This window comes from Corynebacterium sp. 20-84 (genome assembly GCF_053479455.1).
The window spans coordinates 48,305-72,931 of sequence record NZ_JBRBCB010000007.1 but is presented as its reverse complement, the minus strand read 5'-3'; the positions used below and the strand labels follow the sequence as shown (position 1 = coordinate 72,931).

Below are 24,627 nucleotides of genomic sequence, written 5' to 3'. Positions count from 1 at the left end.
TAGGCCGGAAGGCCCGGTGACCGCAGGTCAGGTCCCTGCTGCATCCTCGCTGGCACGTAGCTAGCAGTGCTACGCTAACGCCATGACCGACATGATCAGCCAACGAGAGCTCCGCAATGACAGCGGTCGCATCATGCGTGAACTTGATGCGAGCCGCAATTTCGTCGTGACCAGGAATGCTCAACCCGTTGGTGAACTTCGGCCCTTGCGACGCCCTCGCTTTGCACGCAAAGAAGATCTCTTGGAAGCGTTCCGTAGTGCCCCGCAGGTAGATTTTCAGCGATTCCGCTCCGATGTAGACGCTTATCTCAATCGCTGAAAACCTTCCTCTTTTCACCCGAAATCCCGATGACTTCAAGGGCCTCGAAGAGCTGGTGCAGATTGTCGTTGTGTAATCGCGCACAACCATCGTCTCCACTGCAATAAAACAAACACCTACTCCTAGGTACCTGTTCACAACGTGGGTGCCGCGGTGGGGTGTCCCGCGACGTTGTGAATAGGTGCTCTGGAATAGGTGTTTGGCGTAAGCAGACCGTTTAGCCGTTCTTGGTCACGTTCGCGGTGACGCCATCGAGGACCTTGTGGCCGGAGTCAGTGGTCTCGTCGGCGTCATCAGTGTCATCGGTGTCAGTCGTGACGGTGAACGACGTTGCGAGCGTCTCAGTCGCGATGTGGTCGGCGTGGCGGTTCGCCCACTCCTCCTTGTCCGCTGGGACGTGGAGGGTGACCGAAATACGGTCGGAGACGTCGAGCCCTTCGTTCTTGCGGGCGTCCTGCAGACCGCGAATGATATCGGCGGCCCATCCCTCGGCCTCCAGCTCCTCGGTCAGGGTGGTGTCGAGGACGACGAGGCCGTCCATGCCCTCCACGCGTGCAGTGGAATCCGGGTCTGCGGCGACGAGGCGTTCGGTGTACAGATCCGGGGTGAGCACCAGGTCACCGTCGACGACGACATTCTCGCCATCGTGAACGTAATTGCCGGCCTTCACGTTCTTGATCGCGCGCTGGACGTCTTTGCCCAGCTTCGGGCCGGCGACCTTCGCATTGACGACAACGTCGAAGGAACCGGCGGAGGCGACGTCCTGGGTGAGCTCGACGTTTTTCACGTTGACCTCGTCGCGGATGACCGACTCGAACGGGGCGAGTGTGTCCGCCTCCGGCAGGGCGACCTTCAGGCCCGGCAGTGGCAGGCGGTTACGCAGCTTCTTCGCCTTGCGCAGCGAGGACGCAGCGGAGCACACAGCGCGGGTGGTGTCCATCGCGGCAACGAGCTCGTCGTCGGCCGGGAAGTCGTCCGCATTCGGGTAATCGGCAAGATGCACGGAGCGTTCGCCGGTGAGACCGCGCCACATGACCTCGGTGATGTACGGCAGCAGCGGAGCCGCGGTCCGGGCAAGGACCTCGAGCACGGTGTAGAGGGTATTGAATGCCTCCGGGTGCTCGTCCTGGCCCGCCCAGAAGCGGTCACGGGAGCGGCGCACGTACCAGTTGGTCAAAGTGTCGGCGAAGAGACGGACTTCCTCGCATGCACCGGAGATATCTGTGGACTCGAGGGCTGAGCTGGTGTTCTTCACCATGTCGTGCAGCTTGGCCAAGATGTAGCGGTCCAGCACGTTATCGGAACTGGTATCCCAGGTTGCCTCACGGTCGGAGTAGAGCTGCAAGAACGTGTAGGCATTCCAGAACGGCAGAATCGCTTGGCGCACGCCGTCGCGGATGCCCTGCTCGGTGACGATCAGGTTGCCGCCGCGCAGGATCGGGCTGGACATGAGGAACCAGCGCATCGCATCCGAGCCATCGCGGTCGAAGACTTCCTTCACATCCGGGTAGTTGCCCTTGGACTTGGACATCTTCAGGCCGTCCTCGCCGAGCACGATGCCGTGGGCGACTACCTGCTTGTACGCCACGCGGTCGAACAGCGCGGTGGACAGCACGTGCTGGACATAGAACCAGCCGCGGGACTGGCCGGAGTACTCGACGATGAAGTCCGCGGGCTGGCGGGTGTCGAATTCTTCCTTGTTCTCGAACGGGTAGTGGTACTGCGCAAATGGCATGGAGCCGGACTCGAACCAGCAGTCCAGAACATCCGGGACGCGGCGCATGGTGGACTTCCCAGTCGGGTCGTCCGGGTTCGGGCGGGTCAGCTCATCGATGTACGGGCGGTGCAGCGACTCCGGACGGACGCCGAAGTCGACCTCCAGCTCGTCGAGGGAGCCGTAGACATCCACGCGCGGGTATTCCGGGTTGTCGGAGACCCAGGCCGGCACCGGGGAACCCCAGTAACGGGTGCGGGAGATATTCCAGTCGCGGGCGCCTTCCAGCCACTTGCCGAACTGGCCGTCACGGATGTGCGACGGGATCCAGTCAATCTCCTGGTTCAGCTCCACCATGCGGTCGCGGATGTCGACGACCTTGACGAACCATGCTGGCAAAGCCATGTAGATCAAAGGCTCGCCGGAACGCCAGGAGTGCGGGTAGGAGTGAACGATGGTCTGGTCGCGCACGACACGGCCGCGGGCCTTGAGGTCGCGGATGATGTCGCGGTTGGCGTCGAAGACGAGCTTGCCCTCGTATTCGGGGACCTGGGAGGTGAACTTGCCGTCGGCGTCGACCGGGATGACCAGGCCGATGCCGTACTTCTCGCAGGTATTCATATCGTCTTCACCGAAGGCGGGTGCCTGGTGGACGACGCCGGTGCCGTCCTCCGTGGTGACGTAATCGGCCAGCAGCACCTGGAAGGCATTCGGCTCGTCGGCGAAGTACTCGAAGAGCGGCTCGTAGGTGACGCCCTCCAAATCGGTTCCGCGGTAGGTGGCCAGCACCTCCGGGTTCTCCCCTAGCTCCTTGGCGTAGGCCTTGATCAGGTCAGACGCCAAGACCAGCTTCGCACCAGCGAATTCCGGCACGGAGGTGTCTTCGCCCACGCGCACCAGTGCGTACTCGATCTCCGGCCCCACAGCGAGAGCCAAGTTCGACGGCGTCGTCCAGGGGGTGGTGGTCCAGCCGATGAAGGCGGCGTCGATAAGCTCCTCGTGCCCCTTGGCGTCCTTGATCGGGAACGTGACGGTGACCGTGGGATCCTGGCGCTCCTTGTACGCGTCGTCGAGGCGCGTCTCCTGGTTCGACAGCGGCGTGTGCTCGGCCCAGGAATACGGCAGGACGCGGAAGCCCTGGTAGATCAGGCCCTTGTCGTAGAGCTCCTTGAACGCCCACATGACGGACTCCATGTACTCCGGATCCATCGTCTTGTAGCCGTTGTCGAAGTCCACCCAGCGTGCCTGGCGGGTGACGTAGTCCTCCCACTCGTCGGCGTAGTGCATCACCGACTTGCCGCAGTACTCGTTGAACTTGGCCAAGCCCATGTCCTCGATCTGGGCCTTGTCGGTGATGCCCAGCTGCTTCTCTGCCTCAAGCTCGGCGGGCAGGCCGTGGCAGTCCCACCCGAAGACGCGCGGGACGTGGTAGCCCGTCATGGTGCGGTAGCGCGGAACGATGTCCTTCACATAACCGGTGAGCAGGTGGCCGTAGTGCGGCAGGCCGTTCGCGAAAGGCGGACCGTCGTTGAAGACGTATTCTTCGCAGCCCTCGCGGTTTTCAAGGCTGGCTTGGAAAGTGCCGTCCTGGTTCCAATAATCCAGGACGATCTGCTCCATTACCGGGAATTTCGACGAGCCACCGGTCATATCGACCTTGGGGTACACGCCGCCGACACCTTGCTTGTCTGCCATGATTCCTCCACGCACATCATCGCGCGGGGACGCAGCAGGCTGCGCGGTACCACCCCGCTTGGAACTTCCCGGAGGGGGAAATTCCCACTTCATTGTGGTGAAGGATTGACGTATCCCTATGCACGTCCGGTTCTACTGGGCCAGCGGCGCGAAATAGGCTGTATGGCTGTTCTTCCGGAAACGCTCCCCGGTGATGGCCGGATCAATGCGTGTCTGGTTCTGACATGGGTCAGTGTAGCTGCAATAGAAAAAGCCCGCCCACATCGGGGCGGGTCAATTCCTGTAAACGCGTGCTAGAAGCTGGCGCTTATTTCTGCGTCACATCGCCGCTCGGAGCGGAGGTGCCGCGGGTCTCCAGCTCCTCGAGCTGGGACTCGAGCAGGGTCTTCAGGCGGGTGCGGTACTCGCGCTCGAAGGTGCGCAGCTCGGAAATGCGGGACTCGAGTGCGGTCTGCTGCTGCTTGACCGTGTTCATGATCTCGGTGTGCTTGCGCTCAGCGTCGCTCTTCAGCTTGGAAGCCTGCTCCTCAGCCTGGCGGATCTGTGCCTCGGCGCGGGAGTTAGCGTCGTTGGTGGTCTCCTCAGCCTTGCGCTCAGCGTCGCTGACGAGCTGGCTAGCGCGCTGCTCGGCTGCCTTGGTGGTCTCGGCGGCCTTCTTCTCTGCGTCGGACACCTGAGTGGTGGCGTTGGCGCGTGCATCGGCAACAACGCGCTCGGACTCTTCGGCAGCCTCGCGGGTGAGGCGGTCGGCGGTCTCCTGCGCCAGCTCGAGAACGCGAGCAGCCTGGATGTGTGCCTCGCCGGTAGTCTTCGGCTGCTGCTGGGTGACCGGGCGGGAAATGCCCTGAGCCTGTGCGTCGCCCTTCTGGGATGCCTCGGCCTGCTTGCGTGCCTGCGCAGCCTCTTCGCGTGCGGAGCGAATCTCGGCATCTGCCGCCTCGGCGCGGGAACGGGCTGCCTTGGCCTCGTCCTCGGCATCCTTCAGACGTGCCTCGTACTCCTTGCGGAGCTTAGCCTCGATCTCTTGGCGGATCGCATTCTCGTCAACCTGGTTGGACGGCTGAGCAACGGCTGCCGCAGCCGGTGCACCGCTGCCGGAGCCGAGCTCCTCGATGCGTGCGCGAAGATCGTCGTTCTCATCCTGCAGCTGGGCGAGAGTGTCCTCAACGAGGTCGAGGAACTGATCGACTTCGTCCTCGTTGTAGCCACGCTTGCCAATCGGCGGCTTGCTGAAAGCGACATTGTGCACGTCAGCTGGTGTCAGCGGCATTTGCGTTCCCTTCAAGTAATGACGTTTTTTGCCAGCCCCGATCGGGCCAGTGGCACGGTCTAGGCATAAAGCCTAGCTGACAGTAGTTATACCCTCAACGTTTACCCGAGGGTGAGTTTCAGAATTTTATTTTCCGGGATTTAACCGCTCTGCAGTTTTGCCACTACAGCAAGATGCCACGGATCAACGCTTGAAGCACCGCGAGGGCGAGGAACAGCACGATCACGCTGACATCCAACGCGACGCCACCGAGCGGCAGCGGCGGGATGTACCTGCGCAGGAGTTTGATCGGCGGGTCCGTGACAACAAAGAAGAACTCGCCCGCCACCATGAACCAGCGCGGCGGGTCGAAGTGCTTGGAGAACGACTGGATCATCTCGATGATCAGCCGGATGATCACGAAAAGCGTGTACAGACCGACGATTGAATAGAGAACGGCTCCGAGCATATTCACGGGAACCCACCCTACCTAGGCGCGTACGCCAAATGAATTAGCGGTGAACTAACGGATGTGCGCGGCGCGCTCGAGCTCGCTGACGGTGGTGCGCGCATTCTCCGGAACGATGGCGAACACGAGGTGCTCGTCGCCGGTGCGAGACAGCTTGTGCATCTTGCCGCGGGCAGCGAAGCACAGGCCAGCAGCGAAGTCGATCAGGCGCATTGCGGTCGGCTTATCGACGTTGGACAGGTCCATGACCACTGCATCGCCATCACGAAACGGCTCACCGATCTCCTTAGCGTCGTTGTAGTTCCGCGGGCGGACGCTGATGATCGCCGCAGAGTAGTCGCGCGGCTCGTAGCTGTACTCGCGCTCGCGGCTGCGGGGCTCAGCAGCGGTCGCGGTGCGGGAGTACGCGCCAGCGCCAGCTTCTTCGTAGGCCGGGTCGTCGTAGTACGGGTCCATTGCCGGGTCGTACTGGCCGATGCCGAAGAATTCCTTGAGGCTGTTAGAGAATGACATGCGCGTAAGTCTCCTGTTCGCGGGCTGTTTTGGGGAGTCGATCTAGCGTTGTTCGTCAGCCTACGGGCCGTGCTCCCAACAGCCCGGTTCCGACACGCACGACGGTCGATCCGTGAGCAATTGCATCTTCAAAATCACCGGACATTCCCGCTGACAGCCGCAGGGAACGGCCGAGCTTTTCCGCGTATGCATCGCAGATGCTTTTCGACGCCGCGAACACCTCCCCCGGCTCGGCTTCACGGGGCGGGACCACCATGAAGCCGTCGAAAAGCAAATGCTCGGCCGTATCGACGGCGGCGACCACGAAATCAAGCAGCTCTGCGTCGTCATGCGGCACTCCCCCGCGGTTGGTGTCGTCGTCGAATGACAGCTGGATCAGACAGGGCAGGGTGTCTGTGGTGCGGTCGCCACGCTCCAGCGCGAGCGCCATGCCGCGGTCGAGGCCGCCTGCGAGCTTCACTGAATCCACTGAATGGACTTCGCTCGCCCACCGCGCGACGGCATTCGCCTTCTTGGATTGAATCTGGCCGATCATCGCGAAACGCATCTCCACTCCGGCGGCGGTGAGTTCCTCGACCTTGCCGCGCGCCTCTTGTTCGCGGTTCTCCCCCACGAGGCCAATGCCCAGTTCCGCCAGCACGGCGACATCGGATGCCGGGTGGAATTTGGTGACCGGAAGAATGCTCACGCTGCCGGGCATCCGGTCCGCTCCTTCTTCGGCCGCCCGCACCTGGGACTGGAGCTGCTCCCACTTCGCTGCGATCTCATCGCGACGCTCATCGGTGAATTCCACTTAGTTCTCCTCCCCGGAATCAACAGATTTTCCCGTCAACCAGATCACGCCCGCCTGGCGCCCAGTGGTGCCCGACCGCCGGTAGGAGAAGAAGGATTCGTCGGTGACGGTATCGCGCGGATCCGCATCGATGTGGGTCACGCCCGCCGCCATCAATTGCCGCACCAGGCCGGCGCGGATATCCAATCCCGGCGTGCCCTTCTTGGTCCGCGTGCGGGATCCCGGCAGGTGTTTCTCCACATCGTCGGCCATTTCTTGCGGCACCTCGTAGGATTCACCCGCCGCGGCAGGCCCGAGGAGCGCTTGAATATTCGCAGGTTCGGCGCCGAGCTCACGCATTTTCTCCACTGCGCGCGGCACGATCCCGTTGCGGGCGCCGAGTCGCCCGGCGTGCACTGCCGCGACCACCCCGGCATTGTGGTCGGACAGCAGCACAGGAACACAGTCGGCGACCAGCACGCACAACGCCAGGTTCTGTTTGGTGGTCACGATCGCGTCGGTCACCTCGACTGGGCCATCCTGCGGCCCGTCGACGACGGTGACGTTATTGGTGTGCAACTGCTCCATCCACACGAACCGCTCTGACTCAAGGCCGGCGATATCGGCGAGGCGCGCACGGTTAGCTGATACTGACTGCTCGTCGTCGCCGACGTGATCGCCGAGGTTGAAGGAATCGTACGGGGAAGCAGAAACCCCGCCCGCACGGCTGGTGAACAGCATGCGGACGGGGCGGCTGGTGGTGTCAATCATGACACCCAAGGCTACTACCGGAGGAAGTCCGGCACGTCGAGGTCGTCATCGCCGCCGCGGGAATCGCGGGTGTCCTCGTAGCGGCGGGTCGTGCGGTACTCACGGTCGTAGTCGCGGTCGGAGCCACGGTCCGAATTGGTGAACAGGCCGCCACGGGATTCGTCGAAACGGTGGCGCGGCGTGTACTCCTCGGCCACCGGTGCGTCAGCGGGTTCCTGACGGTCGCTGGACTCGAACAGGGAGCTCGAGGACGGTGCCGGAGTCGGGGTCTCGGCAGCAGCAGCCGGCTCAACCTGGACCTGCTGGGTCTCGACCACCTGGGTGGAGCCCTGGCCTGCCTGCTCCTGGCCCGGCGCCTGCGGGCGAGCGTTGGCCTTCTCGTCGAAGCCGGTGGCGATGATGGTCACGCGGACCTCGTCGCCCAGGTTGTCATCGATGATCGTGCCGAAGATGATGTTGGCGTCTTCGTCGGCCTTCTCCTCGACGATGGAGGCGGCGTTGTTGACTTCCATGAGGCCGAGATCGGAACCGCCGGCCACGGAGATGAGCACGCCCTTGGCGCCCTCCATGGTGGTCTCCAGCAGCGGCGAGTTGATGGCCTGCTCGGTGGCGGCCATGACGCGGTTCTCGCCGCGGGCCGAGCCCACACCCATGAGCGCAGAGCCGGCATCGGCCATGACGGAGCGAACGTCAGCGAAGTCGACGTTGATCATGCCCGGGATGGTGATCAGGTTCGTGATGCCCTGAACACCGTTGTAGAGCACCTCGTCGGCAGCGCGGAACGCTTCCATCATCGACAGGTCTGCTTCACCCAGCTGCAGCAGGCGGTCGTTCGGAATGACGATGACGGTGTCGCAGACTTCCTTCAGAGCGTCGATGCCCTCGAGCGCCTGGCGGGTGCGGCGCTTGCCCTCGAAGGAGAACGGCCGGGTGACCACACCGATGGTCAACGCACCCATCTTCTTGGCGATACCGGCAACGACCGGTGCCGCACCCGTACCCGTGCCGCCGCCCTCGCCGGCGGTGACGAAGACCATGTCGGAACCCTTGAGGGACTCCTCGATCTCCTGCTTGTGGTCCTCGGCGGAGGTGCGGCCGACCTCCGGGTTAGCGCCTGCACCGAGACCGCGGGTCGCCTCACGGCCGATGTCGAGCTTGGTGTCCGCATCGGTGAACAGGAGTGCCTGGGAGTCCGTGTTGATGGCGACGAACTCGACACCCTTCAGGCCCTCTTCGATCATGCGGTTCACTGCGTTGACACCGCCGCCGCCGACACCGACAACGCGGATCATGGCGAGGTAGTTGCTAGGTGAGGTCATGGGTGTGTGCTCGCCTTTCAGATAACGGGGACATGTGATTCAAAGACGCCTCCCATCATGACTAAACGATGCGGCATTTCGGCGAATTCTTTCGGCGTGTCGGTACCCTCAACCTGTACTTTAGGGTTTATGACCTGGGCTTTTACAGAAACGTCTCTATTTGACGGTGATCTGCCGCGGGTTGGTCACGTTGAATTCTTTTCCTTCGCGCTGAAGCACGGTGTCCAACGCCAGGGATTTATTTTTGTTGTCTTCGCTCGCGCCCCACACGACGGTGCGGTCGTCTTTGAGATTGAGCACGAATTGGTATTTCGACTTCGCCTCGATGGATGTCACCGCGGCGCGCCCGTTCTCGCTGAGAGCCGCGGCGATGTCCACGGCGTCTTTGCGCACGGATTCATCTGAATCAGCAGCGCCGGTCAGCTCCACTGCGTCCTCCGGCGGAGTGTCGACCGCGAATTCCTTGCCCTCCGGGTCAATGAGGTGGGTGCCGTCCGACGCGGCGCGGTATGCGACGGCGGTGTTCTCTTCCACCTTCACGGAGACTGTCGACGGCCATTTCCGCGTTGCAGTCGCGGATTTCACCCACGGCAGGGAGACCACATTCGACGCCGTCTGGCGCATATTCACCTGCGCCAGGGGCGTGCCCTCGGCGACGCCGGCGGCGGAGACGACTGCCTCTTCGTCGAGGTGCTCGTTGCCTTCCACCTCCACGTTCTTCACAGAGAACAACGGCGTGAAATAGACGATCGCCCACAACAGCGCCAGAACGACCACACCGACTGCCGCGATCCCCGCGATCCGGCGCCACGGCAGCTCACGGCGGCCGCGGGCAGCATTACGGCGCTGCCGGTCTACGTTCTTCGCTTGTCCGCTGTCAAGGGTGCGATCGTCGTTCCGATCATCACTGCTGGACGGGTTCACGGCTGTGGACATGAGTGTTTAGTTCGCTTCCTCACCGTCGGTGGAACCGGAGGCTGTGTCAGTGCCCGCTAGCGCCTCGAGGATCGGGTCGGCGAGCATGGTGACGGTGCCGGCGCCCATGGTGATCACAACGTCGCCCGGCTGGGTCACGGAGCGCACAGTGGCTGGCGCGCGGGAGAAGTCCGGCTCATAAACAGTCTCAGTGCCATCGGCAATGTGCTGAGTGATGATTCGGGAGTCCACTCCTTCCACAGGAGCTTCGCGGGCGCCGAAGATGTCGAGGACCACGGCGGCGTCGGCAAGCGAAAGCGCCTCGGCGAATTCCTGCGCGAAGGCCTGCGTGCGCGAGTACAGGTGAGGTTGGAAGCAGACGACGACGCGGGCGCCGTTACCTTCGGATTCGACCTTGCCACGTGCGGCGGACACAACGGCGTGCACCTCCGTTGGATGGTGCGCGTAATCGTCGTAGACCCGGGTGCCGGTCTGCGGACCCGCGGTGATCTCCCCGCGCAGCTCGAAACGGCGGCGCACACCAGTGAAGCTGCTCAAACCCTCGGCGAGCTTTCGCGGATCCGCGCCAGCGATCGCGCAGGACAAAAGCGCTGCGGCGGAATTGAGCACCATGTGACGACCTGGCAGCGCGAGGTGGTACGCCACCGTGCCCTCGTGGCCTTGGAGGCGCAAGTCAACGGCGACCTCGGTGAGGTGGCCGTCGGCCGACTCGTCGGTGATCACCGCTCCAGCCAGGATCTCCGGGTGACGGGCAGCTGCGGTGTCCGTGCCGTAGCCCAACACCGTGATTCCGCGCTCCTGCGCGCGCAGGCCGCACCGCACCGTCGCCTCATCGTCAAGGCAGACAACCAGCGTGCCGTCGTCCGGAAGACGGTCCGCAAATTCGTCGAAGACTTGGTAGTAGCTTTCCGCGTTGCCGAAATAGTCGAGGTGATCCGGCTCAATATTCGTGATCACGGCGACCGACGGGCGGTAGCGCAGCAACGACGCATCGGATTCATCGGCTTCCGCCACGAAGATATGGCCGCTTCCGTGGTGCGCGTTCGTTCCAGCCCGGTTGAGTTGACCGCCGATGGCGAAGGAGGGGTCCTCCCCCGCCGCCTGAAGGGCGACGACCGCCATCGACGTCGTCGATGTCTTGCCATGAGTGCCGGCGAAGAGGACTTGGGTGTAGCCCTCCATGAGCTCGCCCAGCAAATCCGAGCGGCGGATCACCGGAATGCTGTGCTCCGCGGCGGCGAGAAGCTCCGGGTTGTCTTTCGGAATGGCCGCGAAACTCGTCACGACGACAGTCGGCAACTGCCCAGACAGTTCGAGGTTCTCCGCCGCGTGCCCCACCGCAATGGTGGCGCCCTGTGCGCGCAGAGCACGGACGGGGCGGGAGTCTTTCACATCGGAGCCCGTGACCACAGAGCCGCGGTCAAGCAAGATGCGGGCAACGCCCGACATGCCGGAACCGCCAATGCCGATCAGGTGGACCCGGGAGAGGTCGATGGGTGCCGCAGAAGTCATGATGTCCTTTCTCCGATGATGCGCCGGGCGATTTCCTCCGCCGCATTGCCTGCCCCGGAGTCATCCAACGCCGCACGCATGGCAGAAGCGGTGCCGCCGGGGCCGAGAATGTCCGTGACAGCGTCGACGAGGGCCTCGGGGGTCAGGTCGGCGTCGTCGATACGCACTGCCGCCCCTGCCTCGACGACATGCGCCGAATTGAGGCCTTGCTCTCCGTTGCCGTGCGGCAGCGGAATGTAGATCGCGGGGACGCCCGCCGCAGAATTCTCTGCCACCGTCATTGCGCCCGACCGGCAAATGACCACGTCGGCTACGGCGTAGGCCGCTTCCATGTCGTCGATGTACGGCACAGCCGTGTAGTGGGCGTGCTCGGCCGGCGCGTCATTCTTCCGGCCGTAGGCGTGCAGCACCTGATAGCCGGCGTCAACAAGCGGGCCGACCGCGCCCTCGAGTGCGGTATTGATGCTGCGTGCTCCTTGCGAGCCACCGGTCACCAGCACTGTCGGGCGCTGCGGATCCAGGTTCCACATTTTGTAGCCTCGCTCCGCCTTCACACCGTCGGTGTCCACACCGACACCCGGGCGAACGGGAATGCCGAGGACCTCGCCTGGCATGCCTGAATGAGGCACGGCATTGAAACCGGTGCCGCCGAGCTTCACGCCGAGCTTGTTCGCCATGCCCGCCAGCGCGTTGGTCTCCAGCACATAGAAGGGAATGCGGAGCGATTTCGCTGCCAGATATGCAGAAGCTGACACATAGCCGCCGGTGCCGAAAACCGCGTCAGCCTTGGCCTTTTTCAGCGCTGCGCGAGTCTGTGCCACGGAGCGAATGAGCTTCGCGGGCACGCCGAGCAGCTTCAGCGGTTTCTTGCGCGGGATCGGCACGGGCTCGATGAGCTCGAGCGGGAAACCGCGGGCGGGAATGATCGTCGTCTCCAGGCCCTTCTCGGTGCCCAGCGCGGTGACCTCGGCACCGAAGGAGTCGCGCAGGACTTCCGCCACTGCCAAAGCTGGTTCAATGTGGCCGGCAGTGCCGCCGCCGGCCACCACGATGTGTGGTGCTGTCACTGGGTGATTCAACCGCCTTTACTATCCGGCGCGGCGGGTGTCGTGTGCGTTCCGGTGGTTCCGGGGCTCACGTCGCGCGCGTGGCTCATCGTATCGCGTCCGGGCCGCCGGACGTGCGCCAGTGCGGGCACCGCCACGAACATCGCCGCGGCCACCGCTGCGGGTCGGGGCCTGAGCACGGCCCCGCCGCTGTCCTTCGCGTTGGGCCGCGCGTGCCTCCGGCGCGGGACGGCGACGCGCAGTGACAGGGGTGCCGTAGCGGCTGTCATTTGTCTGCTGCTTCTTCTCCTGCCGTGCGGCGGGACGCTGACGGGGCTCGCTCGCAGTCGGCTCGCGGAGGAAGAAGAGACGATCGAACAACGGCCGGCCATAGTTCTGCATCGAGGACACAGCACCCGGCTCGTGACGGGCGACGGAGGCGACCAGCCCCATTGCGCCGAGGGTGATCACTGCCGAGGTGCCGCCGGCGGAGATCATGGGCAGCTGAATACCGGTCACCGGAAGCAGGCCGATGACATAACCGATATTGATGAATGCCTGGGAGACAATTCCAGTGGTGATCGAGGCCGCCAGAAGAGCCTGGTACTGGTTCGCGGCAAGACGCGCGGTGCGCAGACCGAAGAAGAGCAGCATGGTGAACAGGATGATCACCAAGGCCCCGCCCCACAGGCCGAGTTCCTCGCCGATGACCGCGAAGATGAAGTCGTTCTTCGCCTCCGGGAGGTAGAACCACTTCGCGCGGGACTGGCCGAGACCGACACCGAATACGGAACCGTCCGCCAGCGACAAGAAGCCCTGGTAGGACTGGAACGCTACGCCGCGGGTGTCTTCGAAATGGCCGAAGAGCGCGTCGAAGTAAACGTGGAAGCGTTGGGAACGGTAGCCGCCGGCAGCCATGACGCCGACGAAGAGCAGCACGCCGAAAGCGGCGACAACGCCGATGAATTTCCAGGAAATGCCCGCGAAGACGAGGATGAACGCGACGACGATACAGAACGACACGGCCATGCCCAGGTCGCCCTGCGCGGCAATGAGCCCGACGCACAGCACCGCGACGGCGGCGAACGGCACGAAGCCGTTGGTCATGTCGAACATGCGGCGTGGGTCCTTATTCGCCAGAATCGACGCACCCCACACACAGATGGCTACCCTGGCCACCTCCGAAGGTTGCAGCTGGAAGCCGCCGATATAGATCCACGACTGGGAGCCCACTTCCTCACGCCCGGTGCCCACGCCGGGCAGGAGCACCGCGATGAGCAGCAGAATCGATAGCACCATCAGGATCAGCGCGATCTTCTGCACCCGCTCGGGAGGAATTTGCAGCGCGATCCAGAACATGAACAGGCCCAATGAGACGACGATGACCTGCTTGAGCGGCTGGGCCCACACGGAAGAATCGTTGAGCGCGGACCAGGTCATCGAGGAGCTGGTCACCATGACCACGCCGAGACCGGCGAGCACGAGCACGATCGTGCGCACCATCGTGTAATCGAGCAGCGGGCGCGCATCCATCCACGCGTTCATGCGGGACAGCGCGCGCGCCATGCCGGACGAATGCTGCCCGGCAGCGGCACGCTGGCGCGGTCGCGTAGGCCGCTGTGCCTGTTTCGCATGCGGCTTACGGGGCTGGTGTGGCCGTGATGGGCGCTGAGCTGCTGTGGTCATCGTGTTTCAGACTGCCTTAAACGTCGCGTTTTCCGGCGAGGGCGCGCGCAGCGTCAGCGAAGATATTTCCGCGCTGCGCCATTCCCGAGTACATATCCAGGCTCGCGGCAGCTGGCGCGAGGATCACCGAGTCACCCGGGCGAGCCTGTTCCGCCGCGAATTCCACGACAGCACGCATAGCTTCTTCGGGGTCCGCGCTATCTGTCAGGAAGACAGGAATTTCGGGGGCATGCTTATCGACGGCGCGTGCGATCTCTTCCCTGTCCACCCCCAGCAAAGCGACTGCCCTGAATTGCTGCACATGGTCGGCGACAAGCTGGTCGATCTCAGCGCCCTTGAGCCGGCCGCCCGCAATCCACACGATCTGTCCTTCGACACCGTTGAGGGCCGAATCTGCCGCATGGGGGTTGGTCGCTTTGGAATTGTCGATCCAGTCGATGCTGTTGTCGGTGTGAACTACCGCTCCCCTGTGCCCCGACACTTCGTAAGAGTGCAATGCGCGGTCGATCTGTTCCGGGGTGGCGCCACGGGTAATAGCCACGGCCGCAGCGGCCAGCGCATCAAGCGTGCCGGCGGTGCCAGCGGGCTCGATGCCGTCGATACGCGTGATCTCCGTCGTCGCTGATCCGATGCGCGAGACAATCGTGCCGTCGATGATGCCGACCTGGTTGTCCTGCGGTTCGTTGAGTGTGAAGCCGATGATGTCCGCGCGGCCAGACTTCTCGGCGTAGCTCCGCACGTGCTCGTCGTCGATGCCAGCGACGGCTGTCGAATAACCGAAGACTTTCGCTTTCGCTTCCGCGTAGGCGTCGAAGCTGCCGTGCCAGTCGATGTGGTCGTCGGCGAGGTTGAGCAACACGCCGGCATCAGCGGTGAGGTCGTGGGACCAGTGGAGCTGGAAGCTGGACAGTTCCGCGACAAGAACGTCGATGCGCGGTGTGCTCAACAGCGCGTCGCCGACCGCGATACCGATATTGCCGCAGGCTGTCGCGCGCTTACCGGTGTATTCCCCCGATTCCTCCATGATGCGGGCGAGCATGCCCGTCGTGGTCGTCTTGCCGTTGGTGCCGGTGACCACGAGCCAGTCGCGCGGCGGGCCGAAGAAGCTGTTCTGGTCGAGCAGGAAGCACAGCTCGACATCGCCGATCACCGTGCAGTCCATGTCCTGCGCGGCGAGGAGGAGCGGAGAATTCGGGCGCCAACCCGGAGAGGTGACCACGAGCGGGTACTCGGTGACCCGCTCGGCGGCTTCCGCCGTCGTCATGGTGCGGCAGCCGGTCGCTTCGTGCACGGCTGCGCGGTTAGCTTCGTTGTCGTCGGCGACAGCGAAGAAAACGCCCGCCTCACGAAGCAGCTTCGCCGTTCCCATGCCTGACACTCCGGCTCCGGCGACGAGAACTCCGCCGGAGAGCAGAATGGAGAAGGTCTCGTTCACACTCGAAAAGGAGCTTGTGTGGGGGCTCATGCCAAGTTCACCCCCGTGGCGGAGAGCCAATCGGTGTAGAACACAGCCAGGCCGAGCACGACGGCGATGGCGCACATGACCCAGAAACGGACCACCACGGTGGTCTCTGCCCAGCCACCGTTTTCAAAGTGGTGGTGGAACGGCGCCATGCGGAACACGCGCTTACCGCTGGTCTTGAACACCAGCACCTGGATGACCACGGACGCGGCCTCCATGACGAACAGGGCACCGATGACGACCATCAGAACCTCGGTGCGGCTGGCGATGGACACGCCGGCCACCAGTCCGCCGAGGGCCAAAGAACCGGTATCGCCCATGAAAATCTTCGCGGGAGCGGCATTCCACCACAGGAAGCCGATGCAGGCGCCGAGGCCCGCGGAGCACAACACCGCCAAATCGAGCGGATCGCGCACGTCGTAGCAGCCGGCGCCTGGCGCTTGGGCGCAGGAATTCCGGAACTGCCAGAAGGTGATCAAGGTGTAGCCGAACATCACCAGCGAGGTGGAACCGGCAGCGAGCCCGTCGAGGCCGTCGGTCAAGTTCACCGCATTCGACCATGCGGCGATGAGGAAGTAGACGAAGATCAAAAAGAAAATCGTGCCCAGGACTGCGCCACCGACGGCGATATCGAAGGTCTCGATATCGCGAATGAAGCTCAGCTTCGTCGAGCCCGGTGTCAGGCCGGTGCGGTCCTGCGGGAACTGCAGGAGCAGGAAGCCGAAAACGAGCGACACTACGAGCTGGCCGATAAGCTTCGCGGTCTTATTCAGCCCGAGGTTGCGGTTGAAGAAGAGCTTGATTCCGTCATCGGCGAAACCGAGCAGGCCCAGGCACATGGTCAACCCCAGCACCAGCAGACCGGAAGCGGTGAAGCCCCCGTGGCCAGTGGCCTGTCCCCAGATGCCCACGACGAGATAGGCGACGAGAATGCCGAGCAGGATGGCGATGCCGCCCATCGTCGGCGTGCCGCGTTTGCGGATGTGGGAAGCCGGACCGTCCTCGCGGATTTCCTGGCCTTTTCCAGCATTGGTGAAGTACCGGATCAACAGCGGTGTGGTGAAGATTGCGACGAGGAAGCTGATGGCCCCCGACATGATGATCTGGGTCATGGTTGGCTACCTCGTGTCTTCCTGGTCAGTTTGTGTGATCGGTGTGTTCGGCGAATGCGGGACAGTATTCGGTCGCTGCGGGTGCGCAGGCCCGTCGGCGAGCAGAATCTCCGCGACGCGCCACAGGCCCACCGCATTCGATGCTTTGACGAGCACTACATCGCGGTCGTCGCGGTTGCGCCAATTTCCCTCCCCTGGCGGGGCGGTGCGCACGATCTCGCTGACGATGTCTGCGGCTGCGTCGACGCCACCCGCGGTATGGGTGTGAATCCCGCGCCCGGCGGCGCGCTCGGCGAGCACTCGCGTCTCCTCGCTCTCCCCCACCACCACGAGGTGAGTGACACGGTATCGGGCGAGTTCATCGCCCAATGCACGGTGCGCTTCGACAGAGTCGGAGCCGAGTTCGCCCATCTCGCCCAGCACCGCGATCGAGCGGACACCGGGGCGCGCAGCAGCAGTGAAGCCGAGGGCGGCGATACCGGCGCGCATCGAATCCGGGTTGGCGTTGTACGCGTCGTTGATCACGGTCACCCCGTCGGCACGCGTGTTCACGTCCATCCGGTTGACCGAGACGCTGTGCGCATTAGACAACGCGTCGGCTACGGTCGCCGCATCCAGCCCAGCTTCGATGCCGACAGCCGCCGCCGCGAGAGCATTGGACACCTGGTGGGCGCCGAAGACCTTCAAACTCACCCGCTGCGGGCCGCCCGCGGGTGAATGCATGGTGAAGGTGGCACGCGCGACGTCGTCAAGCTTTATGTCCGTGGCATAGTACTCAGCCGCGCCGTGCCCTGCGGCGCCTCCACGCTCCGCGGAAAAACGCACGACGCGCCCGTGGGTGCGGGGCGCCATGCCCGCGACAAGATCGTCGTCAGCGTTGAGAATAGCCACGCCATCAGCCGGCAGGGCCTCGACGAGCTCGCCTTTCGCTTGGGCGATATTCTCGCGCGAACCGAATTCGCCGAGGTGAGCGCTACCGACGTTGAGCACCACACCGATGTGCGGCGGCGCGATGCTGGCCAACTGGGCGATGTGCCCGACATTGCGCGCGGACATCTCCGCGACCAAAAAGTCTGTGTTTTCCGTGCAGCGCAGCACGGTGTACGGCAGGCCGATCTCGTTATTGAACGAGCCAGGCGGCGCGACCGTCTCCCCACCCTGACCGAGCACATTCGCGATCAAGTCTTTCGTGGAGGTCTTGCCCGCAGAACCCGTCACGCCAGTGATGCGCAAGCCATGCTTATCGACGAGCGTTCGCGCCACATGCCCCGCCAATTTCGCCATTCCGGCGACGACTGCGCGGGCGGAACCATCCGGGTCACCCGCGGCGAGATCTGAATTATCTCCCTCAATCTGCTCGACAGGCGGAAGAATGACTGCGGGAACTCCCACTTCGCGCGCGACGAGCGCTCCTACTGCTCCACGCGCAATCGCGGATTCGGCGAAATCGTGTCCGTCGACATTGCTACCGGGCAGGGCCACGAAAAGGCCGCCAGGGGTGATCTTCCGTGAGTCGAACTCGACGTAGCTGGTCACCGTCGCTTGCGGGTCGGCGGACTCACTGAGGGTGCCACCGGTGACCCGTGCGATGTCTGCCAGCGTCATCGGAATCATGCCCGGTCCTCCTTATTCTCAGTCCGTGCGGGTGCAGTGCCGAAGCCATTGTCCGCCAAAGCCGCGCGTACTTCTTCTCTATCGTCGAAGTGGTGGGTCGTGTCACCGATGATTTGCCCGACTTCGTGGCCTTTACCCACGACGATAACTGCGTCGCCGGGTTGTGCCCACGCGACGAGCTGCCTGATCGCGTCCCCGCGTGAATCGCTCTCGCGGATCTCGACGTTTCCGCCGGACGCTGCCGCTTGTTCGGCGCCTTCCCGCACAGCCGCACGGATGGTGGCCGGGTCCTCGGTGCGCGGGTTGTCGTCGGTGATGATGACCAGGTCGGCGCGTCGCGCCGACTCCGCACCCATGATTGCGCGCTTGGATTGGTCGCGGTCGCCGCCGGCGCCCACAACGATACCGACACGGCCATCGACCTGTTCGCGCAGCGAGTCCAAGGCAGCGGCGATCGCGGCGGGCTTGTGCGCGTAGTCGACGACAGCCACGAATTCCTGGCCCGCATCAATGCGTTCCATGCGGCCCGGGACCGCTGCGCCGCTGACACCCTTGAGGAAGGTCTCCGCGTCGATACCCGCTGCGGCAGCGAGTGCCGTGGCCAGCGCTGCGTTGGCGACATTGAATGCGCCCGGCAGCGGCAGACGCGTGTCGATCGCGGTGCCGCGAAGTTTCACCGTGATGTCCTGCGCGCCGCTGTCGGTGGTGCTGTTCAGCGTGGCAGCGCAATCGACATCGTCCTGCCCATTCGTGCCCACGGTGATTACGGCGCGCTCCCCTCCTGCAGCGCGCTGCGCCATCTTCTGGCCCCACTCATCGTCAACGCAGATCACGGCCTGCTCAGACGCGACCGGTGAACCGGGTTCGAAGAGCATCGCCTTAGAGTCGAAGTACTCCTCCATCGTCGGGTGGAAATCCAAGTGGTCCTGGGACAGATTCGTGAAACCGGCGACAGCGAAACGCGTGCCTGTCACACGTCCCAGTACGAGAGCGTGGGAGGAGACCTCCATGACCACGTGGGTCACGCCGCGCTCGACCATGAGCGCGAAGAGTTCCTGTAGCTTCGGTGCCTCCGGCGTGGTGAGCGAGGTAGGCACGTCTTCGCCCTTGATGCGGGTGCCGGTCGTGCCAATGAGCCCCACCGCGCAACCAGCGGCAGTCAGCCCGGATTCAAGCATGTACGTCGTGGTGGTCTTGCCTGACGTGCCAGTGACACCAATGATGGTGAGCTTTTCCGAAGGGCGCCCGTAGATCTCAGCGGAGACGAGACCGAGGATCGCGCGCACGTCCTCGACAACGAGCACCGGTCGGGTTTCGTGCGCTTCAACGAGGATGTCCCAGCCGACCACATCGGTCAGAATGGCCGCGGCCTTCGATCCCTCCGCGTACGTCGCCCCGTGCACGCGCGTGCCCGGCAGCGCCGCGAAAATGGAGCCTGCTTCAACTGCATTCGAGTCGAGGCTGATCCCGCTGACCTTCAGTTCTTCCGTCGGAGCGTTCTCGACCCGCGCGGCGGCAATCTCGGCCACTGTGGTGAGTGCGACGGCGGCCGCAAAATTCTCGTTGATGTTGTTCATGACCACTCCTCGCTTTCGCTACTGGGCTTGCAGGACCATCGGCTCGCCCGGGTCCGGGCTCTGGGCAATATTTTCTCGGTTGATCAGCCAGTTGGCGATCTCGGTGAAGATCGGCGCCGACGACTGTCCGCCACCGCCGCCTTCAAGCGGGCCACGCTCCGGATCATCGAGCATCACCGCCACGACGAAGCGCGGATCGTCCGCCGGCGCGATACCAGCGAACGTGATCCAATAATCCGAATTGGAGTACGCGCCAGTGTCAGGGTTCACCTTCTGTGCTGTACCGGTCTTGCCGGACAGCTGGTAGCCCGGAATGGAGTTGCCCTGCGCGGTACCGCTGTTGACCCCGTTCGGGTCGTCCTGGAACGGTGCGCGGAACATGTCGACGATCGTCTTCGCAGTCTTCTCGCTGACCACACGGGTGCGACGCGGATCATCCTGCGGGATCTCCTCGCCGGTGGACTGCGTGACAGTCTTGACCACGCGGGGCTCGATCCTCTCTCCTTCATTGGCCAGCGCCTGATAGACGCTGGCCAACTGCAGCGTGGTCATGGACATGCCCTGGCCGATCGGCAGGTTGGCAAAGGTGCCGCCGGACCACTGCTCACGTGTCGGGACTAGGCCTGAGGATTCATTGGGCAATTCGATGCCGGTGGATTGGCCCACGCCGAATCGCTTCAAATAATCGTCGAATCGGTCCTCGCCCACTTTCTGGGCAAGCATCAGGGTGCCCACGTTGGAGGACTTACCGAAGATGCCGGTTGTGGTGTACGGAACGACATCGTGCTGCCATGCATCTGCGACCGTCACGCCAGCCATCTCAATGGAGCCGGGCACCTGGTGTACCTCGTCCGGAGTGGTCAGACCTTCCTCGATCGCTGCCGCAGCAGTGATGATCTTGGCGACAGAGCCTGGCTCATACGGATGGGAAATCGACGGGTTCTCAAAATTCCGCCCGGAATCGAGCTGGCGGTCCAGGTCGCCGTTCGGGTCGATCGTATTCGTATTCGCCATTGCTAGAACTTCACCGGTCTTGGCGTCCAGCACGACTGCTTCTGCTTCCTTGGCCTTCGCATTCGCCTTGGACTGTTCCAGCAACTGCTGGACATATGCCTGGAGGTCCAGGTCGACGGTGAGCTCGACGCGTGCGCCATCGACGACCGGCACCACATCGCGCAAGGTGCCGGGGATCGCCTGACCGTTAGCGGAAACATCCTCGGTGGAACGGCCGTCAATGCCCGTGAGAATCGAATCACTGGACGCTTCGAGCCCGAACTGGCCCTGGCCATCCATGGACACCCTTCCAACGATATTCTCGCCGATCGCGCCGTTCGGGTATTCACGAATGTCTTGCCGGTCAGCGGCCACGCCGTGGAATTTCTCCGCGACCTTCGCCGCGACATCCGGGTCGACATTGCGGACGAGCACCTCGTAATCGGTGTCCGCGTGGAGCTTCTCCAAGATGTCCTTGGACTTCACCTGCGGGGTGGGCAGCTTGTCCTTCTCCCCCGCCGATTTCTTGTCGTCGTCTTTTCCATCCTTATCGTCTGAATCTTCAGAGCTCTCGCCGTTCGGATCCTGCACCTGATCGTCGCTGATCATGGTGGGGATCTCATTGGCCATCTGGCGCAGAATGTCCTCGACGCGTGCGTCCTGCTGCGCTTCCGCTTCAGCGCGGGTCGCTCCGTTTTCGTACATCTCGTTGCGAGCGATCTCGCCGAGCTCGCGGCGCAGGGTCACCGGCGAGACTGTCAAGGAGCGGGCCTTCATCGTGTAGGCCAAGTAATTGCCTTCGCGGTCCAGGATCGCACCGCGGCGGGCAGGATCCTCAAAATCTCGTTCGCGCTGCTCGGCGGCCACCGTCTGCAATTGCGGGCCCCACTTGAGCTGGACCCAGGCAAGACGCCCGACGAGGACGAGGGCGGCGACCAGGAAGACGGCCGTGAGGATGCGCATGCGACTGGCAGTAATGACTTTTTGCGCGGGGACTGCCCGTGCCTGCCGCTTCCGCGGGACCATTCTGCTCACGTCGCAGTCTCACCTACTTCTCTTGTGTCGTCGCGCCCATAGGAGGCTTTCATCCCAATGATTGCCTTCATCTTGCCCCTATCACCGGGCAAGATTATGACCGCCACACACGAACTGGGAACTAAATCCCGGTACGAATCATTCGCGTTTGGGAAGACGCTCAGAAACCGCCGGGCAAAGCTGGCAGTGCGCCCTCCGCCGGTGCGGGCGCTGGGGCCGGAGCTGCCGGGGCCGGTGCGTTAGGTGCCGGTGCGTTAGGTGCCGGCACCTCAGATGTCGGTGCCTCAGCAGCGGGCGCTGGTGCCGCCGGAGCAGCCCCGCGATTACCTGACTGGCCGCCAGGAGTCGGCAGCGACGGCGCAGCACCGCGTCCGGTCGGCAGCGAGTTCTGCGGAAGAGCAGACAGGTTATCGGCAATATCGCGCGTTGCTTCGCGGTCACTCGTCGCCTTGTCGGTGCGGATCGTCTCCTCATTCACATCGACAACACGCACGTGCTTTTCTGGGTCGGCTTCGCGGGTTTCGTTCGCCTTTCCGTCAGCGACGACATCGATGATGCCGGGCTGGACCGGGACGACCATGCCCGCAGCATCGGCCTTCGCCGCGACTTCTGCGGCAGCACGGCTGTCCTCGACGTTGCGGTTCAGCGTCTCAATCTCATTGTTGAGCGTGCGCTCCTTGCTCTGGAGCTGTTCGATCGTGAATGTCTGCTGCGTGGACAGAGCAGACAGCAGCATCGCACCGAAGATGCCCAGCACCAGCAGCGGCAATGCCAGCATCGACATCGTCGAGAACTTGCGCTTCGCCTCCGTGGTGGCCACGCGACGTCCGCGCACGGACACGACCTGCTTGGAGCCGAGACGACGCGGTCCGCGTGGGACGTGCGGGGCGATGCGCGGCTTCAGCCCCGACGGCGCCGGTGCTGTGCGCGTGCCAGGCCGGTCAGCATGGCGGGTCGTACGCTGCGGGGTGCGTTCCAGCAGCGCAGTCGAGCTGCCGGCGGTGTTACCGGCGGTGAGGTCTCGGCTTGCTCCCATGGTCGTGGTTCCCTTCGCTTGTTGCCGTCCTGTGTGTGGTTGCCGTGCTGTGCGTGAATGCGTCGATCGGATGCTCATCGCGCACCCCCAGGTGGCCCGCTGTCGAGCTTCTCCACCGCCCGAACGCGCACTGAAGCTGCTCTGCGGTTCAGCTCAATCTCCGCCTCGGAGGCCTGCTCGGCGCCACGAGTGACCAACCGGAATTTCGGCGCCATGTCTGGCAGCTCGGTCGGGAGACCCGGCGGGGTCTTCGACTTCGTCATATCCGCAAATGCGCGCTTGACCAGCTTGTCTTCGAGCGACTGGTAACTCATGAACACTGCGCGGCCACCCTCACCGAGCACATTCGCAACCATCGGGATGACGTTTTCCAGCGCCTCGAGCTCCCGGTTGACCTCGACGCGGAGGGCCTGGAACGTACGCTTGGCCGGGTGTCCGCCCGTGCGGCGCGTCGCCGCAGGGATCACATCGTAAAGAAGCTCCACGAGGCGCCCAGACCGATCGAATGGTTCTTTCTCGCGCTCATCGATCACTGCCGAGGCGATCTTGCCGGCGAAACGCTCGTCACCGTACGTCTTAAGCACACGCGCCAAATCACCATGGCTGTACGTGTTCAAGACATCCGCGGCCGTCAGGCCAACACTCGGATCCATGCGCATGTCCAGTGGTGCGTCGACGCGGTAAGCGAAACCACGCTCCTCCTGGTCGAGCTGCATCGATGACACGCCAAGATCAAAGAACGCGCCCGCCAATCCCGTCTTGCGGACGCGCTCGAACACAACGTTTTCGTTGCTCGCCAACTCCTCGCCGAGGCAATCGAAGCGGCCCCGGACCGGAACGAACCTGTCGCCAAACCGCGCCAGACGCTCGGTGGCGTTTTCCAGCGCTGCCCCGTCACGATCAATGCCGATCACGGTGGCGTCGGGGAATTCGGTGAGGAAATATTCGGTGTGCCCGCCGGCACCCAGCGTGCCGTCGACGATCACGGCCTCAGCTCCGAAGCGCTCTACTGCCGGGCGCAGCAGATCGCCCATGCGGTCGCGCATGACGGGGACGTGACCATGGTTGGCATCAACACCGAAGTCCATGTCCGACTTCTGCGACGTGTCATGTGCCATGTGGTCCACCCCCCCCTTTGTGCCTGGTGTGCCGGTGCTGCGGATTAGGTCTGACTGCGGTTGAAAGAATCTGTTCTAACGGGGAACGTGTAGGGCCCTGCTCGGGGCGGTCATTCTGATATCGGGGAAGTACACCAGAACGACTCGCGCCCCGAGCAGAGTCCGTACACGCTCTCCGTTCGCCCGCTTAGAGCAGGCCCGAGAGAATGTCGTCCTCATCGGCCGCCGAGAAAGCGGCCTCCGTATTTTCTTGGTATTTCTGCCAGGACTCGGCGTCCCAGATTTCCAAGAAATCCACTGAACCGATGACCACACATTCCTTGGACAAGTTCGCGTAGTCCCGGTGCGCCGGTGACAGGGTGATGCGACCTGAACCGTCCAGCGTCTGCTCATCCGCACTTGCCGCCAAGTTTCGGATAAAGGCGCGCGCCTTCGGATTCGTGCGGGAAACCGCAGCAGCTTTACGTGCACGTGCCGCGAATTCCTCGCGGGGATAGACCGCCAGCGAGTGGTCTTGTCCCTTGGTCACCATCAGCCCGTCCGCCAGTCCTTCACGGAACTTGGCGGGCAGCGTCAGGCGCCCTTTGTCATCCAGCTTGGGGGTATAGGTGCCAAGAAACATCCGGCGCCCTACCTTCCTTCGCTCAATGACTCCGGCTGTGAATTTTTGTCAGATCCG

20 protein-coding genes are annotated in these 24,627 nt (G+C 63.5%); 1 reads left to right on the top strand and 19 read right to left on the bottom strand.

Annotation, left to right across the window (positions count from 1 at the left end; genetic code table 11):
- The first annotated feature begins 82 nt into the window (after positions 1-82).
- Positions 83-319, top strand: a complete 237-nt coding sequence (locus tag ACUY2Y_RS06740) for a type II toxin-antitoxin system Phd/YefM family antitoxin (RefSeq protein ID WP_448325343.1) — start codon at positions 83-85, stop codon at positions 317-319.
- Between the two features lie 217 nt (positions 320-536).
- Here ACUY2Y_RS06740 and ileS read toward each other — a convergent pair whose 3' ends face one another.
- From ileS to mraZ, 19 genes are all read right to left on the bottom strand, one after another.
- Positions 537-3,728 (bottom strand): isoleucine--tRNA ligase, encoded by a 3,192-nt coding sequence (gene ileS / locus ACUY2Y_RS06735; RefSeq protein WP_448325342.1) that lies wholly within the window; start codon positions 3,726-3,728, stop codon positions 537-539.
- A 307-nt stretch (positions 3,729-4,035) separates the two neighbouring features.
- Entirely contained in the window at positions 4,036-4,998 is a 963-nt protein-coding gene (gene wag31, locus ACUY2Y_RS06730) for a DivIVA-like cell division protein Wag31 (protein WP_448325341.1), read from the bottom strand.
- A gap of 163 nt (positions 4,999-5,161) precedes the next feature.
- A complete protein-coding gene (locus ACUY2Y_RS06725; RefSeq protein ID WP_210571839.1) occupies positions 5,162-5,446 on the bottom strand; it encodes a YggT family protein in 285 nt (94 codons plus the stop codon).
- A gap of 54 nt (positions 5,447-5,500) precedes the next feature.
- A complete protein-coding gene (locus ACUY2Y_RS06720; RefSeq protein ID WP_448325340.1) occupies positions 5,501-5,959 on the bottom strand; it encodes a cell division protein SepF in 459 nt (152 codons plus the stop codon).
- 55 nt (positions 5,960-6,014) lie between these two features.
- Entirely contained in the window at positions 6,015-6,752 is a 738-nt protein-coding gene (locus ACUY2Y_RS06715; protein ID WP_448325339.1) for a YggS family pyridoxal phosphate-dependent enzyme, read from the bottom strand.
- Positions 6,753-7,502, bottom strand: a complete 750-nt coding sequence (pgeF, locus tag ACUY2Y_RS06710; protein WP_448325338.1) for a peptidoglycan editing factor PgeF — start codon at positions 7,500-7,502, stop codon at positions 6,753-6,755. It abuts the gene before it with no gap.
- 14 nt (positions 7,503-7,516) lie between these two features.
- The gene (ftsZ, locus tag ACUY2Y_RS06705; RefSeq protein WP_448325337.1) at positions 7,517-8,821 is read right to left on the bottom strand and encodes a cell division protein FtsZ; all 1,305 of its coding nucleotides are present in this window, start codon (positions 8,819-8,821) and stop codon (positions 7,517-7,519) included.
- A 156-nt stretch (positions 8,822-8,977) separates the two neighbouring features.
- Entirely contained in the window at positions 8,978-9,757 is a 780-nt protein-coding gene (locus tag ACUY2Y_RS06700) for a cell division protein FtsQ/DivIB (protein WP_448325336.1), read from the bottom strand.
- A gap of 6 nt (positions 9,758-9,763) precedes the next feature.
- Entirely contained in the window at positions 9,764-11,269 is a 1,506-nt protein-coding gene (gene murC / locus ACUY2Y_RS06695; protein WP_448325335.1) for a UDP-N-acetylmuramate--L-alanine ligase, read from the bottom strand.
- Positions 11,266-12,336 (bottom strand): undecaprenyldiphospho-muramoylpentapeptide beta-N-acetylglucosaminyltransferase, encoded by a 1,071-nt coding sequence (gene murG / locus ACUY2Y_RS06690; RefSeq protein WP_448325334.1) that lies wholly within the window; start codon positions 12,334-12,336, stop codon positions 11,266-11,268. The genes murC and murG overlap by 4 nt, the downstream gene beginning before the upstream one ends.
- A 21-nt stretch (positions 12,337-12,357) precedes the next feature.
- Positions 12,358-13,881, bottom strand: a complete 1,524-nt coding sequence (locus tag ACUY2Y_RS06685; protein ID WP_448325406.1) for an FtsW/RodA/SpoVE family cell cycle protein — start codon at positions 13,879-13,881, stop codon at positions 12,358-12,360.
- 136 nt (positions 13,882-14,017) lie between these two features.
- Positions 14,018-15,466: a UDP-N-acetylmuramoyl-L-alanine--D-glutamate ligase gene (gene murD / locus ACUY2Y_RS06680; RefSeq protein WP_448325333.1), complete on the bottom strand. Its 1,449-nt coding sequence runs from the start codon at positions 15,464-15,466 to the stop codon at positions 14,018-14,020.
- Positions 15,463-16,575: a phospho-N-acetylmuramoyl-pentapeptide-transferase gene (mraY, locus tag ACUY2Y_RS06675; RefSeq protein ID WP_210571611.1), complete on the bottom strand. Its 1,113-nt coding sequence runs from the start codon at positions 16,573-16,575 to the stop codon at positions 15,463-15,465. The genes murD and mraY overlap by 4 nt, the downstream gene beginning before the upstream one ends.
- Before the next feature lie 6 nt (positions 16,576-16,581).
- Positions 16,582-18,189 (bottom strand): UDP-N-acetylmuramoyl-tripeptide--D-alanyl-D-alanine ligase, encoded by a 1,608-nt coding sequence (locus ACUY2Y_RS06670; RefSeq protein WP_448325332.1) that lies wholly within the window; start codon positions 18,187-18,189, stop codon positions 16,582-16,584.
- Positions 18,186-19,766, bottom strand: a complete 1,581-nt coding sequence (locus ACUY2Y_RS06665; RefSeq protein ID WP_448325331.1) for a UDP-N-acetylmuramoyl-L-alanyl-D-glutamate--2,6-diaminopimelate ligase — start codon at positions 19,764-19,766, stop codon at positions 18,186-18,188. The genes ACUY2Y_RS06670 and ACUY2Y_RS06665 overlap by 4 nt, the downstream gene beginning before the upstream one ends.
- 18 nt (positions 19,767-19,784) lie before the next feature.
- Positions 19,785-21,722, bottom strand: coding sequence for a peptidoglycan D,D-transpeptidase FtsI family protein (locus tag ACUY2Y_RS06660; protein ID WP_448325330.1), 1,938 nt, complete (start codon positions 21,720-21,722; stop codon positions 19,785-19,787).
- A gap of 232 nt (positions 21,723-21,954) precedes the next feature.
- Positions 21,955-22,830, bottom strand: coding sequence for a hypothetical protein (locus ACUY2Y_RS06655; RefSeq protein WP_448325329.1), 876 nt, complete (start codon positions 22,828-22,830; stop codon positions 21,955-21,957).
- 74 nt (positions 22,831-22,904) lie between these two features.
- Positions 22,905-23,918: a 16S rRNA (cytosine(1402)-N(4))-methyltransferase RsmH gene (rsmH, locus tag ACUY2Y_RS06650; protein WP_448325405.1), complete on the bottom strand. Its 1,014-nt coding sequence runs from the start codon at positions 23,916-23,918 to the stop codon at positions 22,905-22,907.
- A gap of 217 nt (positions 23,919-24,135) precedes the next feature.
- Positions 24,136-24,570 (bottom strand): division/cell wall cluster transcriptional repressor MraZ, encoded by a 435-nt coding sequence (mraZ, locus tag ACUY2Y_RS06645; protein ID WP_076598706.1) that lies wholly within the window; start codon positions 24,568-24,570, stop codon positions 24,136-24,138.
- Between the last annotated feature and the right edge of the window lie 57 nt (positions 24,571-24,627).